This is a genomic window from Morganella psychrotolerans, assembly GCF_001676055.1.
GTDB lineage: Bacteria > Pseudomonadota > Gammaproteobacteria > Enterobacterales > Enterobacteriaceae > Morganella > Morganella psychrotolerans_B.
In genome coordinates, this window is record NZ_LZEX01000045.1 from 98,274 (window position 1) to 112,852 (window position 14,579).

At 46.1% G+C, this 14,579-nt stretch carries 15 protein-coding genes and 1 pseudogene; 7 read left to right on the top strand and 9 right to left on the bottom strand.

The genetic code is table 11. The features are described 5' to 3' along the window. Positions 1-105: 105 nt before the first annotated feature. The 5 genes from purB to rluE form a co-directional block, all read right to left on the bottom strand. Positions 106-1,473, bottom strand: a complete 1,368-nt coding sequence (gene purB, locus AYY17_RS19435; RefSeq protein ID WP_067426538.1) for an adenylosuccinate lyase — start codon at positions 1,471-1,473, stop codon at positions 106-108. Positions 1,474-1,494: 21 nt separating this feature from the next. Further along, positions 1,495-2,124, bottom strand: a complete 630-nt coding sequence (hflD, locus tag AYY17_RS19440) for a high frequency lysogenization protein HflD (protein ID WP_067402667.1) — start codon at positions 2,122-2,124, stop codon at positions 1,495-1,497. Positions 2,125-2,126: 2 nt separating this feature from the next. Next, positions 2,127-3,230 (bottom strand): tRNA 2-thiouridine(34) synthase MnmA, encoded by a 1,104-nt coding sequence (mnmA, locus tag AYY17_RS19445; RefSeq protein ID WP_067426540.1) that lies wholly within the window; start codon positions 3,228-3,230, stop codon positions 2,127-2,129. 156 nt (positions 3,231-3,386) lie between these two features. After that, entirely contained in the window at positions 3,387-3,848 is a 462-nt protein-coding gene (locus AYY17_RS19450; RefSeq protein WP_067426543.1) for an NUDIX domain-containing protein, read from the bottom strand. Beyond that, a complete protein-coding gene (gene rluE / locus AYY17_RS19455) occupies positions 3,838-4,479 on the bottom strand; it encodes a 23S rRNA pseudouridine(2457) synthase RluE (protein WP_067402659.1) in 642 nt (213 codons plus the stop codon). The genes AYY17_RS19450 and rluE overlap by 11 nt, the downstream gene beginning before the upstream one ends. A 139-nt stretch (positions 4,480-4,618) precedes the next feature. Here rluE and icd point away from each other — a divergent pair, with 139 nt between their 5' ends. Beyond that, positions 4,619-5,872 carry an NADP-dependent isocitrate dehydrogenase gene (icd, locus tag AYY17_RS19460; RefSeq protein WP_067426547.1) on the top strand — a complete coding sequence of 418 codons (1,254 nt, stop codon included), beginning with the start codon at positions 4,619-4,621 and terminating at the stop codon, positions 5,870-5,872. Positions 5,873-6,374: 502 nt separating this feature from the next. Then, complete coding sequence (locus AYY17_RS19465; RefSeq protein ID WP_067426551.1) at positions 6,375-6,914, top strand: cysteine hydrolase family protein; 540 nt, start codon at positions 6,375-6,377, stop codon at positions 6,912-6,914. Positions 6,915-7,053: 139 nt separating this feature from the next. Here the strand turns inward: AYY17_RS19465 and AYY17_RS19470 are convergent, their stop codons facing one another. The 3 genes and pseudogenes from AYY17_RS19470 to AYY17_RS19480 form a co-directional block, all read right to left on the bottom strand. After that, positions 7,054-7,806, bottom strand: coding sequence for an LEM-3-like GIY-YIG domain-containing protein (locus AYY17_RS19470; protein WP_067426554.1), 753 nt, complete (start codon positions 7,804-7,806; stop codon positions 7,054-7,056). 302 nt (positions 7,807-8,108) lie between these two features. Beyond that, positions 8,109-8,471: pseudogene (locus AYY17_RS19475) on the bottom strand (site-specific integrase); the annotation flags it as partial. Between the two features lie 343 nt (positions 8,472-8,814). Continuing rightward, positions 8,815-9,147 (bottom strand): hypothetical protein, encoded by a 333-nt coding sequence (locus tag AYY17_RS19480; RefSeq protein ID WP_067426560.1) that lies wholly within the window; start codon positions 9,145-9,147, stop codon positions 8,815-8,817. Between the two features lie 708 nt (positions 9,148-9,855). On the opposite strand from AYY17_RS19480, the gene AYY17_RS19490 reads away from it, so the two are divergent. The 5 genes from AYY17_RS19490 (at position 9,856) to map (ending at position 13,864) form a co-directional block, all read left to right on the top strand. After that, positions 9,856-10,125 carry a hypothetical protein gene (locus AYY17_RS19490; RefSeq protein ID WP_067426568.1) on the top strand — a complete coding sequence of 90 codons (270 nt, stop codon included), beginning with the start codon at positions 9,856-9,858 and terminating at the stop codon, positions 10,123-10,125. 258 nt (positions 10,126-10,383) lie between these two features. Then, positions 10,384-10,629: a GDCCVxC domain-containing (seleno)protein gene (locus AYY17_RS19495; RefSeq protein ID WP_067402635.1), complete on the top strand. Its 246-nt coding sequence runs from the start codon at positions 10,384-10,386 to the stop codon at positions 10,627-10,629. Between the two features lie 1,137 nt (positions 10,630-11,766). After that, complete coding sequence (gene trpS, locus AYY17_RS19500; protein ID WP_067426577.1) at positions 11,767-12,780, top strand: tryptophan--tRNA ligase; 1,014 nt, start codon at positions 11,767-11,769, stop codon at positions 12,778-12,780. Positions 12,781-12,888: 108 nt separating this feature from the next. Then, the gene (locus AYY17_RS19505; protein WP_067361214.1) at positions 12,889-13,095 is read left to right on the top strand and encodes a ParD-like family protein; all 207 of its coding nucleotides are present in this window, start codon (positions 12,889-12,891) and stop codon (positions 13,093-13,095) included. After that, positions 13,088-13,864: a type I methionyl aminopeptidase gene (gene map, locus AYY17_RS19510; RefSeq protein ID WP_067402626.1), complete on the top strand. Its 777-nt coding sequence runs from the start codon at positions 13,088-13,090 to the stop codon at positions 13,862-13,864. The genes AYY17_RS19505 and map overlap by 8 nt, the downstream gene beginning before the upstream one ends. Positions 13,865-13,981: 117 nt before the next feature. Here map and AYY17_RS19515 read toward each other — a convergent pair whose 3' ends face one another. After that, entirely contained in the window at positions 13,982-14,521 is a 540-nt protein-coding gene (locus AYY17_RS19515) for a TetR/AcrR family transcriptional regulator (protein ID WP_235845435.1), read from the bottom strand. Between the last annotated feature and the right edge of the window lie 58 nt (positions 14,522-14,579).

Here is a 14,579-nt window from a genome sequence, read left to right on the forward strand (position 1 = left end):
TGGAATATGTACGCCAAATAATACGCGGGATATGCGATTAATCATAAAAAAAGAGGCAGATATTCTCCGCCTCTTGTGTGATTTAATTAGCTGTTAGTTAACTAATTATAACTCATCAACTAAACGGGTAGCATCCCCGATGTAATTTTCCGGTGTCATGGTTTTCAGGCGTGCTTTTTCGGCATCCGGCAGATCCAGTCCGTCGATAAACACCTGCATTGCCTGCGCATTCACGCGCTTGCCACGGGTCAGTTCTTTGAGTTTTTCATATGGTTTTTCAATACCGTAGCGACGCATTACTGTCTGAATCGGCTCCGCAAGGACTTCCCAGTTTTGATCCAGTTCATCACGCAGGTGCTGTTCATTAACTTCCAGTTTACTCAGACCTTTTTGCGCTGACTGATACGCGATTAATGCGTAACCGATCCCCACGCCTAAATTGCGCAGGACCGTGGAGTCAGTCAGGTCGCGCTGCCAGCGGGAAACCGGCAATTTGGCTGCCAGATGACCCAGCACGGCATTCGCAAGACCCAGGTTGCCTTCTGAGTTTTCAAAATCAATCGGGTTGACTTTATGCGGCATGGTGGAAGAACCGATTTCACCGGCAATGGTTTTCTGCTTAAAGTGATTCAGGGCAACATAGCCCCAGACATCACGGTTAAAGTCGATCAGGATGGTGTTAAAGCGGGCAACACAATCAAAATATTCGGCGATATAGTCGTGCGGCTCAATTTGTGTGGTGTACGGGTTCCACTGAATGCCCAGCGAAGTGACAAAGGCTTCGCTGAAACGGTGCCAGTCCACATCCGGATAAGCAGATAAATGGGCATTATAGTTACCGACGGCACCATTGAGTTTCCCGAGGATCTCAACCTGCTGCAACTGACGGTACTGGCGCTCCATCCGGTAAGCGACGTTGGCGAACTCTTTACCGACGGTGCTTGGTGTTGCCGGCTGCCCGTGGGTGCGGGAAAGCAGCGGTAAATCACGGTAACCGGCTGCCATAGTTTTAATGGTATCAATCAGCTGACGCCATGCGGGCAGAAGAACCGTTTCGCGTGCAGTGCTGAGCATCAGGGCGTGAGAGAGATTATTAATATCTTCAGATGTACAGGCAAAGTGAATAAATTCGGATACCACATGCAGCGCAGGCACAGCTTCCGCTTTTTCTTTCAGAAAATATTCAACCGCTTTGACATCGTGATTAGTGGTGCGCTCAATCTCTTTGATGCGCATTGCGTCTTTTTCACTGAAATTTGCGACAATTTCATCAAGGTAAGCGATTGCGTCGCGGTCAAAAACCGGAACTTCACGAATGTCTGCACACGCTGCCAGTTTTTGTAACCAACGTACTTCGACCTGTACACGGAATTTCAGTAAACCATATTCACTGAAGATATCGCGCAGGGCGCGTGTTTTGTCACCGTAGCGGCCATCGACGGGGGAAACGGCGGTAAGTGAGGATAATTCCATGGGTTGCAACTCCGGATAATTTTAGTGTTGAGCGAGAATTTTTTTAGCCGTGTCCACGAGACGTGAACGGGAAAACAGCAGCTGTAAGCGGTTTCCGCCTGTCTGACGCCAGAGTACCGCGCTGCGGATCCCGCTCAGTAACAGTGAGCGGACTTTGGCCTGAACCAGGGTATTGCGCAGGATTTCCGGCGAGCCGGTAACCTGAATGCGGGGGCCCAGCGGGCTGATGTTATCCACATAAATACCGGCAATGGTGTTCAGCATGGCTTCCTGCGACAGCCCGAAATGGTCGCGCTGGTGTTCAAGGTTATCAATACGTTTACCCAGGTCATTCATGGCCCCGGGGGTTTTATACAGGCGGCGCTCGAGCAGCATAATCCCCAGCATATAGCGGGTTATCTCTGTATTTATGCCCTGTGTGCCGGTCATGTTGAACATTCCGGCAAAGGCCTCAAGACCAATGCGCAGGTTTTGGGGATTGTTACCGTAAACATCCGCTACGGATGACGGATTATTATTGATGATGCTTTGGATCATCACATCAACGGCATCATTATCTGCCTGACCTTCATGCGCCAGTTGCTGAACCAGACGTGCGGCCTGGCAGATACCCGCCAGAGCGAGGGTAATGTCATCGTAATTTTTAGCCACAGTTACTCCGTAATTCGCGCTTCAATGATCCCGCCGCCCAGGCAGACTTCATCCTGATAGAAAACAGCAGACTGACCCGGTGTGACTGCCGCGACCGGGGTATCAAACCGGACACTGATTTTATCTTCACCGAGCGGGGTAACAGTACAGGGAATATCTTCCTGGCGGTACCGTGTTTTGACAACGCAGCGCACAGGTTGCGTCAGCGGCTCCCGTGACACCCAATCCAGCTGTTGTGCAATCAGCCCGACAGACATCAGACGCGGGTGTTCATGGCCCTGGGCAACAATCAGTAAATTGTTTTCAACATCTTTATCAACGACATACCAGGGTTCTTCTGATCCGTCACGCGTACCGCCGATACGTAACCCTTTACGCTGTCCGAGCGTGTGGTACATCAGTCCGTCATGCTGACCGATTTCCTGACCGTCCACTGTCATAATCGGGCCGGGTTTTGCCGGTAAATAACGGGCGAGAAAATCACGGAATTTGCGCTCTCCGATAAAACAGATGCCGGTAGAGTCTTTTTTCTTTGCCGTGATAAGATCTAATTCTTCCGCAATACGGCGGACTTCCGGTTTTTCCAGCTCACCGACCGGGAACAGGCTTTGCGCCACCTGGTCATGACTTAATGTATAAAGGAAATAGCTTTGATCTTTGTTGCCGTCCAGACCGCGTAATAACTGCGTTGTGCCGTTAATATCACGACGGCGGACATAGTGACCGGTAGCGATATAGTCAGCACCGAGATCTTCTGCGGCATATTCCAGGAATGCTTTGAATTTAATCTCTTTATTACAGAGAATATCCGGGTTTGGTGTGCGTCCGGCTTTATACTCTTCCAGGAAAAGCTCAAATACATTATCCCAGTATTCTGCGGCAAAATTGACGGTCAGAAGCTCAATACCCAGCTTATCACACACCGCCTGCGCATCGGCAAGGTCAGCGGCGGCTGAGCAGTATTCTGTATCATCATCCTCTTCCCAGTTCTTCATAAACAGCCCGGTCACCTGATATCCCTGCTGTTGCAGTAAATACGCTGAGACGGAGGAATCCACACCACCGGACATACCGACGATGACTTTTTTCTGGCTGTTATCTGACATGAGCTGATCTCGCGACGATTGGGCTGCTCTGCCCACGCAAAAAGGCGCGGTGCAAAGATGTACCCGGGGAAAAAATTAAGCGTCATACTTTACCATGATACGCCGGGCGGCGCATCATCAGGTCAGGACAATCTGTGTTTTTTTCACCGGGCATTTTTACGGATAGCTTTCGCTGATATCACCGAACGTGGCCAGCACGGATAACGGCAGCGGCTCTGCGGCAAAGAAGGCAAACATACTCTCTTTAACCAGCGGCGAGCGCAGGATCGGGCTGTTAATAATCTCATCAGCACTGACCCAGTGGCAGCAATCAATATCCCTGTCCTGCGGGCAGGTTTCACATTGTGTTTCCAGCGGAACACGGAACAGAAAACGGATAAACGGTGTGCCGTCCGGTGCAACCCACTGATGAATTTTCAGCAGGGCATCCGGTGTGGCGCTGATCCCGGTCTCTTCATACAGTTCGCGCTCTGCCGCCGCAATCAGGGATTCACCGGCTTCCAGATGTCCGGCGGGCTGATTCCAGGTCGGTTTACCCTTTACCGCTTCTTCCACCACCAGAAATTTATCGCCTGCGGTGACCATGCAGGCAACCGTAATATGGGGCTTAAATGTCATTCACACTTCTCCAGTCGCCGGGTTTGAGTGTATCAAGGGTATAATCGCCAATCTGCCAGCGGATAAGGCGCAGTGTCGGATGCCCGATATGTGCGGTCATCCGGCGGACCTGGCGGTTACGACCCTCTTTCAGTGTCAGTTTCAGCCAGGTGACGGGGATTGATTTCCGCTCACGGATAGGCGGATTACGCGGCCATAACCAGGCGGGTTCATCTGTAATTTCTGCACCTGCCGGGAGAGTTTTCCCGTCATTAAGCGTCACGCCTTCGCGCAGTTTTTTCAGCGCAGCAGCATCCGGCACACCTTCCACCTGGACATAATAGACTTTCACCGCTTTACTATCCGGTCTTGTCAGTCCGGACTGCAATACTCCGTCGTTGGTCAGGATAAGTAACCCTTCGCTGTCACGATCCAGACGCCCTGCGGCATAAATATCCTGAATCGGAATATAATCTTTCAGTGTGCTGCGCCCGGCTTCATCCGTAAACTGAGGTAACACATCAAAGGGTTTGTTAAACAAAACCATTTTGCGCGGACCTCGTTTACGGGCAGGTTTATTCAGCAGGCGCTGTGCCGCCGGATGTGAATGTTTTTTGTCTGTCGGGCGGGTGTTAGGTGTTTTCGCGGCCATGATATCTTTTTTATAAAAAATGAGACTTACATTATAGCTTAAAACAGTTAGGATTTGCGTGATGCAATTATTCAAGTAGTATTGACAGTGCTATTACAAAAAATTAACAAAACATTGCGCTTACATAAAGGAGAGGTTGATGGAAAGCAAAGTAGTTGTTCCGGCTAAAGGTGCTAAAATTACCATTGACGCAAAAGGCAAGTTAATCGTTCCGGAAAATCCGGTGATCCCGTTTATTGAAGGGGACGGAATCGGGGTCGATGTTACGCCTGTAATGATTAAAGTTGTGGATGCTGCTGTGAAAAAAGCCTACGGCGGCAAACGTGAAATCTCCTGGATGGAAATCTACACCGGTGAGAAATCCACAAAACTGTATGGCAGCGATGTCTGGCTGCCGGATGAAACACTCGATTTAATCCGTGAATACCGTGTGGCCATCAAAGGCCCGCTGACCACCCCGGTCGGTGGCGGCATCCGCTCCCTCAATGTGGCTCTGCGCCAGATCCTTGATCTCTACGTCTGCCTGCGTCCGGTTCGTTACTATAAAGGTACACCAAGCCCGGTAAAACAACCTGAACTGACTGACATGGTGATTTTCCGTGAAAATGCGGAAGATATCTATGCGGGTATTGAGTGGAAAGCCGGCTCTGCGGAAGCGGATAAAGTAATTAAATTCCTGCAGGATGAAATGGGCGTGACGAAAATCCGCTTCCCGCAGGAGTGCGGTATCGGCATCAAGCCATGCTCTGAAGCCGGCACAAAACGCCTGGTGCGCGCGGCAATGAATTACGCGATTGATAACGACCGTGATTCAGTCACCCTGGTTCATAAAGGCAACATTATGAAGTTCACCGAAGGTGCTTTCAAAGACTGGGGTTATGAACTGGCGCGTGAAGAGTTCGGCGGCGAACTGCTGGACGGCGGTCCGTGGTTAAGTGTGAAAAACCCGAAAACCGGCAAAAAAATCGTCATTAAAGATGTGATTGCAGATGCATTCCTGCAACAGATCCTGCTGCGTCCGGCTGAATATGATGTTATCGCCTGTATGAACCTGAACGGCGACTATATCTCTGATGCACTGGCAGCACAGGTCGGCGGTATCGGTATCGCACCGGGTGCGAATATCGGTGACGAGTGTGCACTGTTTGAAGCCACTCACGGCACCGCACCGAAATACGCAGGTCAGGATAAAGTGAACCCGGGCTCCGTTATTCTTTCCGCAGAGATGATGCTGCGTCACATGGGCTGGTTCGAAGCGGCTGACTTAATCATTAAAGGAACTGAGGGCGCAATTGCTGCCAAGACCGTCACTTATGATTTCGAACGCCTGATGGACGGCGCTAAACTGCTGAAATGCTCAGAGTTTGGTGATGCGATTATCAAACACATGTAATTAAGCATGTTGTGAAATAGTTAACGGGAACTGATTGGTTCCCGTTTTTTATTATTCAGTTTGAAACGGTTATCAAAACTCTTCCCCAAAACGGTATGAAATTTGTACGGTTTGTAGTGTATTTAAGATTCAGATGAGCGGGGGTTTTAAGCAAGCGGGGCGGCTTTGAGCGATCAGCGGAAATTAGTTTAATATTCTTAGCACAGCCGGTATGCAGCAGCTAAGATAGTTCTTCCTTCAGGCAAAATATTTGTTGAAACCGGTATTTGATCAGTGCTACAACAAAAAGGCAGTTTTTTATGACACCTGATACTAAATAAATACGAGAAGGTCAGAAAATGATTAAGTCAGTTTGGTCAGTAACTACAGTCACCACCACCGGAAAATTCAGCGGTGTGGGTGTATCTGTGACTGGCTCCTGACAAAACAGATTCAGACTCCCCGCTAAACCAGACGGGGAAGAAAATCTCTCCGTTCATAACACTCTGAATGGAGACTCATTATGCTTTTATCTAAATATGCACTTTTAATTATCGATATGCAGCAGGGGCTTTTTTATGGCCCGGTTTCCCCATATTCCGCAAACGCGGTTCTGTCAAATATTTGTCTGCTGATTGAAAAAGCCCGGCAGGCTCAGGTACCTGTTTTTTTTGCCCGACACACAGGTCCCGACGATTCCCCTTTCTCAGAGCAAAGTCCGCTAACACAATTGATACGCGAAATGGACGTTAACGCTGAGCAGGATATCGTGTTCGTTAAAAAGTACCCCAGCTGTTTCCGGGATACCGGTCTGCAGCTTCAGCTTAGCCAGAGAGGCGTTAAAGAGCTGGTTATTGCCGGTATGAAAACAGAATTCTGTGTGGATACTACCTGCCGCGCAGCACCGGAACTGGGATTCAGGACTGTGCTGATCTCCGATGCGCATACAACAATGGATAACGAACATTTGTCAGCGAGTGAAATCATCGGCCATCACAACGTTACGCTGGCCGGACCGTTTGTGGCTCTCGCAACCGCAGCTGACTGGAGTTTTTCATTCTGAGAAATGAGCCTGAATACAGAGCCGCCTTATGGCGGCTAAAATATTCAACGTCAGCTTCCGGCACTTACCGCTTAGTATCAACTGATGAGTCACAGAGTCTGCTTTGAGTGAGGAGCGGACTAACTAAAAGTGTCGCACTTTATGCGGTCACTTCACAAATCCCGACTTTTACAAAGGGACTTCCGTGACTGCGTGATTTTTTAATCAGTTTCCCCACATACAAGTCTCTTACTTCTTTAGCTGCAATTCGTCCAACAAACTCAGAGCGATTAGTCTCAGCCGTAATAGTCAAATCACGAGTAAAGTATTGCTGAGAACCGGCCTTCACCCAGCACTGTATTTCGTAGACTTCCATAATGAGCCCACCATAAGTTGCGTAAGCAAATTTAAGTTTTTCATCCTTAGGTACGTTAGCCCAAACTCCCCGTGTGGACTCATATAATTCCAGTGAACTCATACCAGATTTATATGTACTGTTGAGAAGAAAAGCGAGCCCGGTATGCTCAGGTGCAATTTCCGTTTCTTCTTTTAGAAGTAAGTGGTGAAGCTCATCAAGCGTTACACGCCCCATCATAGAGCTGCTTCCTCGTACTTTGTTGGTAAGCTCGCCGACACCGAGGAGGTCGATACACGTGGCCTCAACAAGTTTGGCCGTTGGCTCGTCCATGCCATGACGAAGAATATCAATACCTAAGTTTTTTCTAACAATGAGCTCTTTAATTCGTTTAGATTTCGGGGAGTCATCGGGACATTTTAAGTGGTCAAGACAACGACTAGATTTCCCTTTTCCAATATAAAATGGTTTCTTAGACGCATCTTCTGTGTCATAAAAGGCATAAACATAGTGCTTAGCCAAATCCAAAGATTTTGTATATTTTGATAAATCCTTCACAACTTTTTTCCTTATTCATTTGATATATAATAGTTATTTAAACTATCGGCATAACATGCCAGAACTTAAGCTATAAATGATCATGGGGCTTAGCTAACGTTAAATGAAGGTTTTGGTGGCTAACTTCAATAAAAGAGTTATGGATTTTGCCAGCAGGCTTAAAGTGGCAATTAATAAGCGACAGGAATGATGTTCCTTGACTGATTCACATTGTGATGTGCTAATCACTTCAGCTATTGGCACAAAGCTGACATGCAGTTTGAAAGGCGGATATACGAGTTTAACTATGGATCAATAAAATATTATATCAACACTCTTATCCAATCTTTGCCACGATCATCATGATATTTATCGGTTTGTTGCTGGTTTTTATGGCCCAACAGATTTTTGGTGTTAATTCTCTGTTGCCGGTATAGACGCTCCGATAATGACCGCATTTCATGAAATGTCGGTGCAGCACCTTTATTCCATTTAATTTCGCATTTATCCCGGGCTTTCCGGAAAGTTATAGTCAGCGTATTGGCTGTTACCTTTTCCCCTTTTTGTGCCGGCGATGTGGTGTGCTGATAATGAACCAGGTATTTACTGACAACACGATCCCGGCAGAAAACAATAACGTTGCATAATGACATACCTATGGCCTGGTATCTCAGTGAGAGAGGGATTACCGAAAACCCATAACGGTCGGGCAGATGTAGTTATCAGCTTATTGGAAGCCAACCTTATTAAATAAATTTTCAATTACGACCGATCAAACCAGTATGTTCTCTACAGAGTTTTTTGGGTACTTCCCCTCATTTTTGTATGTCACGGGTCATTGCGCGCCGCGTTCTGCGTCTGGCTGTAAAATATTGATTTTGTGTCCAGCGTCAGCAGGAAAATGTTTTATGGCCACGATGAATATTTTCGGCTAACAAATAAGAGGAAAAATGGAAGATTGCAATCACAGTAAGAGGATCATCTGGCCGATAAAGCCCCCGGACACCCGATTGCCGGGGGCTGAACAGCTTAGTTACTGCAACAATCAGTTTTAATCATTTCGTGGCACATATCAATACACGCCTGACAGCATCCGATGCACTCCGCATGGCCTCCTTCTGATTTGCATACATCAATGCAATCCCGGCATGCTTTCATACAGATTTCGCAGGCTGCTTTAGTGTACGGCGCGGCAGAGGACACGGCCATCGCCGCAAACTGTGCTGCCTCAGCGCAGTGAAGCATGGCAAGGTGGCATTGCGTGTTATCACCGTGACCCTCTTTCAGGCAACGGACGAGACTCTGACGGCAGTGTGATACGCAGTCGTTAAATACAGCTACACATTCGTTAATATTTTTCATGGTAATACTCCTGTAGGGATAGTAAACGCTTTACATTGATTAATGTATAAACCTTCCCCTAAAGGCAGGGTCAAATAATAATGACCAGATTTACTGTGGTTTACAGTGCATTACTGAGACTGACTCTGATTGTCTTATTAATGTGATTTATGTCTTACAGGATATATTCTGATATTTCCGGTGTGTCGATCCGGGCCGGTATTAATTGCAGAAAGCGGCTTATCGTTTGATCAGCATAAAGGTGCACAAAAAGGAATTGCTGTTGGTGAGTTATCAGAGCCGTTACCGGATGCCTTTATTCGTTTAATGGCGCTGCTTATACTCATGCCAGCCTGTTTTCTTAACGGTTTTTCCTACAAAATAATTCTGTTATTTTTAGTTGGGTATAGTAACAAATGAATACAATAACAGGATTATGAAAATACGCGATATTACTTTGCTATTGTAATAACTTTATTTTTCCGTGTGTTTTCTGTGGAATGTTACACTTCGGACCGGTAGTATTTCGGTATGCTATTATATAAAAATTAATATTAACCCCTGCACCAGTCGGATAATATCTTATTTTTTGTTAACATCAAAATAATGTCTTGATTTAATTTTTAAAAAAAAATGATCATAGAATAAGTGCATGTGATTATGTTTTTTTAATTTATAAATATATAACATGACATGGTACGTCCTTTACTTTTTGATAAGGAAATCATTATGAAAGAATTATCTGTTAGTGAGCGTGAAGTTGTCAGCGGAAGTGGGTTATTCGATTTTCTGAAGCCCGGAACTGGTAACGTTTCTCCTCCAGTTACACCTCCAACGGAGTGTACTGGTGGTGGTAAATTAATTATTGGTGGTGGGATTGGTTTCGGGATTGGTATTTTCCCGTTCTTTCTCGGACCAATGATTGGCTTTATCAAAACATTTAATTTTTTAATATGTGGTAAGTACTCTCTGAGTATATATCACATTAAGGCCACTTAGGTGGCCTTTTTTACTTTTTTGTTTTCCGGATAAAAAAAAGCCCGGTGTTATGGGCACCGGGCAGAAAGAGATATAGGTATGAACATCATGAATGGTAGTTCAGACAGTTCATGCAGACATAATAATAGGTTTAACTTAAACGAAGCTCTAACAAACCTGGTCAAAGTTTAAAATTGTATTATTAGCCGCAATGTTTCTGAGCTGATAGTATCTGGCTGGCAGTGTGAATAGCCGTGATTTTACAGGAGCAAATTGAGCATGAGCAACATTGAATTACAGTCTGAATTAACCTGTCCGGTTTGTGGTTATAAAAAAACAGAGACAATGCCGGTGGATGCCTGTCAGTGGTTTTATGAGTGTGAACAGTGCCATACATTATTAAAGCCGTTGCCGGGGGATTGTTGTGTATTTTGTTCTTTTGGTACGATTGCATGTCCGCCAATACAGGAAGCCGCACTTACGGGTAAAACCGCGTGTTGCTGTCCGTCACCGGACGGAAAATAAAGAAAAAAAATGCCCGTATTAATGATAATGCGGGCAGAGTACATCAGTAATAAAACCGGATTATTATATCATCCGTGAAATAAAGTGAATATCAATTAATTAAAAACACTTATCAATATACCGGGTGTGGTCAGAATGTACAGGTCAAAAAAACGACCACTTTATTTTTTGGTATTTATACGTAACCCGGGTAATGCCTTTTATTTACTCCCGGCAAAGATCGCGACATAATAGTAATGAATTGATTTATAAATACATTAATGTTTTTCACTGCGCAGGGGCAAAAAAAAAGCCTCTGAACAAACAAAGCAGGTTCAGAGGCATCAGGTGTTACTTTCAGCTTGGTAACACTTTAAATATAGTTAAGGTATTTGAATTAGTCAAAAAAAGATTTGTCATAATACGTGTATTTATCGCAGCATTATGCCGATTTGTTGCGCAGGCGGTTTAAAGGGCAGGACAGATTATAAAAATAGGACAGAATAGGATCGGATCAGCCGGATAAAACGAAAACGCCTTTCAGTTTATGACGAAAACTGAAAGGCGTTTAATCAGATAATGTACCTGCGTTCATTTAATCATCCCATTTTGGGCTCATTATTGTAGCAAACAGACAGGATGTAATAATTAACCCCAGTGTCAGTAAAAACATATGCTCTCCTCAATACCACGTTAAGTTAGTCTGATAAAAATACTCCGCTGAATATATATAAATCAGTTACGCTGTCAGTGATTAATCTTACCTGAACAGTGATGTAACACAATGAAAGTAAGGTATTTTATTGTCATGATTTGTCATTGTTAATAATTTTTTTTTGACAAAAAATAATGAATGTAAATATATCCTTATTTATTCAAACTACAGGTTCGTTGGCGGGATGAAGCCCGATGCTCCCTGTCTGTCTTTTCTTACCACCGGAGAAAGTAGTGGCAATAAATTAAAAAAGTTGTAAATTGAAATAATGATGAATAATAAAATTACAGCCCGGTTATCACACAATGCTTTTTGGTGGCGCACAACGTGCGGCGCCGGTTTTGTTATGTCATTTTAATTTTAACAAATCGCCGCCGGAGTGCGGCGATTTCGTTTAAGGTATTCACTCTGGCGGCCTCTGATAGTATTCAAGAGGAAATAATATGCCAGCTCATCAAACCAAGCCGATTATCCTGACCGGCGACCGTATTACCGGGCCATTGCACCTTGGTCATTATATCGGCTCCCTGCATCAGCGCGTTTTACTGCAACATTCATCCACTCAATATGTGCTGATGGCCGATTTACAGGGCCTGACTGATAACGGAGCACATCCGGAAAAAGTTAACCGCTATCTGTATGATGTGGTTGCCGATTATCTGGCAGTCGGTATCGATCCCGCTCTGTCGGTGATTTGTCTGCAATCCGCACTGCCCGCGCTGGCGGAACTGACACTGCTGTATCTCAATCTGGTGACGGTTTCGCGCCTTGAGCGCAATCCAACCGTTAAACATGAAATCATTCAAAAGCAATTTACCCGAACTGTTCCGGCGGGGTTTCTTATCTATCCGGTAAGCCAGGCGGCAGACATTTCAGCATTCAAAGCTGAACTGGTGCCTGTAGGGGAAGATCAGTTGCCGATGATTGAACAAACCAATGAAATCGTCAGTAAAGTAAACAGTATTACCGGTGAGCCGCTGCTGATGCATTGCCGCGCACAGGTCGGTAAAGCCGGAAGGTTGCCCGGCATTGACGGTAACGGGAAAATGTCAAAATCCCTCGGGAATGTGATCAATTTGTCTGTCAGTGAGGATGATTTAACCCGCGCGGTGAATGCGATGTTTACTGATCCGCAGCATCTACGGGTGTCTGATCCCGGGCGGATTGAGGGAAATGTCGTATTTACCTATCTTGATGCGTTTCATCCGGATACTGCCCTGGTTTCTGATCTGAAAGCACAGTATCAGGGCGGCGGATTGGGTGACCGGCAGTGTAAAATTGTACTGAATGATTGTTTGCAGACACTGCTGGCACCGGTTCGTGAGGAGCGGGCACGTCTGATGGCGGATAAACATTATCTGCTTTCGGTTATCCGCAGCGGCACGGAAAAGGCGCGCGAAGTGACACAGAAGACACTGGATCAGGTAAAGCGGGGCATGGGACTGTTTGTTATCTGATTGACGGATCATGCGGATTAAACCGGATGCGATTGATTACCGTTTCCGGTAGGTTTACTATATGAACCATATCTGTTTCATATATGGTTTATCAGTAAAGGATTTCACGTGGGTATTGTTAAAATCTCCGATGAATTACATGTTTATCTGCGCCGTGCGAGCAATGTAATGTCACGCTCAATCAATGCACAGGCGGAATTCTGGATAAAAATCGGTATGCAGGCTGAAATGAATCCCGATAAAACCTTCACAATGCTTATCAGTGAGATGCTGGAAAAAGAGTCACTGAGCCGGAAAGGAGAGCAGCATGAGTAGTATCGTTATTAAGACAGCCGCAGAAATCGAACTGATGCGGGAATCAGGTCGTTTGCTGGCACAGGTTTTTGCCATGCTTGATGATTTCATTAAGCCGGGGGTTTCCACTCTGGCAATCAATGACAAAGTTGAAGATTATATTGTTAATACACTTCAGTCCCGTCCTGCCAGCAAAGGTCAGTACGGGTTTGAATATGTGCTGAATACCTCACTGAATGAAGTGGTGTGCCATGGTGTGCCGAAAGCGGATGAACTGGTAAAAGATAAAGATATTATCAATGTGGACATCACTCTGGAAAAAAATGGCTTTATTGCCGATTCCAGTAAGATGTATGTAATGCCGGAAGCCTCTCCGCTGGCGAAAAAACTGGTGAAAGCGACTTACGAAGCGATGTGGGAAGGTATTCAGCAGGTAAAACCGGGTGCCACACTCGGTGATATCGGCTCTGCCATTCAGCACTATGCGGAGTCACGCGGTTACAGTGTGGTGCGCGAATATTGCGGGCACGGGATCGGGCGTGAAATGCATGAATCGCCGCAGGTGCTGCACTATGGTGTCCGTGGTCAGGGCACTGAGCTCAAAGAGGGGATGACCTTCACGATTGAGCCGATGATCAACCAGGGCGGTGCTAAGATTAAAACCAAGAAAGATGGCTGGACAGTTGTCACGCGGGATAAAAAATTATCTGCGCAATCCGAGCACACGATTGTGGTGACGGCAACCGGTTATGAAGTGCTGACGCTGCGTGCGGATGAAACACTGCGCTGATCCACCAGATACAGAGAGTGTTAGTGAAAAACCCGGCTGCGACCGGGTTTTTTCATATTTAATGTCAGGCGCGTAAAAAACGCAGAAACTGTTCGTATAATACCGGCCCGAGAGTATTCACATCATAATCGCGGGAGTGCGGCAGGATATCGACGGCGCATGCATGCCGTGATAAATAATCATGGCAGTGATATCCGGATGTGTGACCTGCCATATTCCGAGTTGCTCACCTTCGGCGATCAGCGCGAGTAATTGCTTCAGTACGGCATTTTCATGCTCATTTTCCTGCTGATGAAAGCCCTGATGAAACAGAACATCATGCAGCGTCTGCTTTTCTGCGTACGCGGTGACAGAGCGCTCACACCAGGCCGCCAGTTTTGCATTCACATCACCGGCAGCACAGGCATCTGTTGCCTGCTGAGTTTGTGATAAAAACCATTTCATATAGCGCTGACGCAGCGCCTCATAAATATCCGGCTTGGCGGTAAAATAGTGATAATACGTGCCTTTGGCAACGCCGGCGCGCGCCACAATATCGCTGACAGTGGTCGCATCAAATCCCTTTTCCAGGAACAGTGCTTCGGCGGCATCCATCAGTTCATTGATCCGGACGTCGGCAGGTTTAAAACGAGGTTTGTGTTCCGCTGACGGAGTCATAAACGCGCCTTATATAACGGAAAACAGGGATTATGCCATTTCCGGCAGATTAACGCGA

Excerpts from the sequence above, each read along its gene's own strand:
- AYY17_RS19465 (WP_067426551.1), top strand. The coding sequence starts at position 6,375 with ATGCTTTTATCTAAATATGCACTTTTAATTATCGATATGCAGCAGGGG.
- AYY17_RS19495 (WP_067402635.1), top strand. The coding sequence starts at position 10,384 with ATGAGCAACATTGAATTACAGTCTGAATTAACCTGTCCGGTTTGTGGT.
- map (WP_067402626.1), top strand. The coding sequence starts at position 13,088 with ATGAGTAGTATCGTTATTAAGACAGCCGCAGAAATCGAACTGATGCGG.
- purB (WP_067426538.1), bottom strand. The coding sequence starts at position 1,473 with ATGGAATTATCCTCACTTACCGCCGTTTCCCCCGTCGATGGCCGCTAC.
- icd (WP_067426547.1), top strand. The coding sequence starts at position 4,619 with ATGGAAAGCAAAGTAGTTGTTCCGGCTAAAGGTGCTAAAATTACCATT.
- AYY17_RS19490 (WP_067426568.1), top strand. The coding sequence starts at position 9,856 with ATGAAAGAATTATCTGTTAGTGAGCGTGAAGTTGTCAGCGGAAGTGGG.
- AYY17_RS19515 (WP_235845435.1), bottom strand. The coding sequence starts at position 14,521 with ATGACTCCGTCAGCGGAACACAAACCTCGTTTTAAACCTGCCGACGTC.
- trpS (WP_067426577.1), top strand. The coding sequence starts at position 11,767 with ATGCCAGCTCATCAAACCAAGCCGATTATCCTGACCGGCGACCGTATT.
- mnmA (WP_067426540.1), bottom strand. The coding sequence starts at position 3,230 with ATGTCAGATAACAGCCAGAAAAAAGTCATCGTCGGTATGTCCGGTGGT.
- AYY17_RS19450 (WP_067426543.1), bottom strand. The coding sequence starts at position 3,848 with ATGACATTTAAGCCCCATATTACGGTTGCCTGCATGGTCACCGCAGGC.
- rluE (WP_067402659.1), bottom strand. The coding sequence starts at position 4,479 with ATGGCCGCGAAAACACCTAACACCCGCCCGACAGACAAAAAACATTCA.
- AYY17_RS19480 (WP_067426560.1), bottom strand. The coding sequence starts at position 9,147 with ATGAAAAATATTAACGAATGTGTAGCTGTATTTAACGACTGCGTATCA.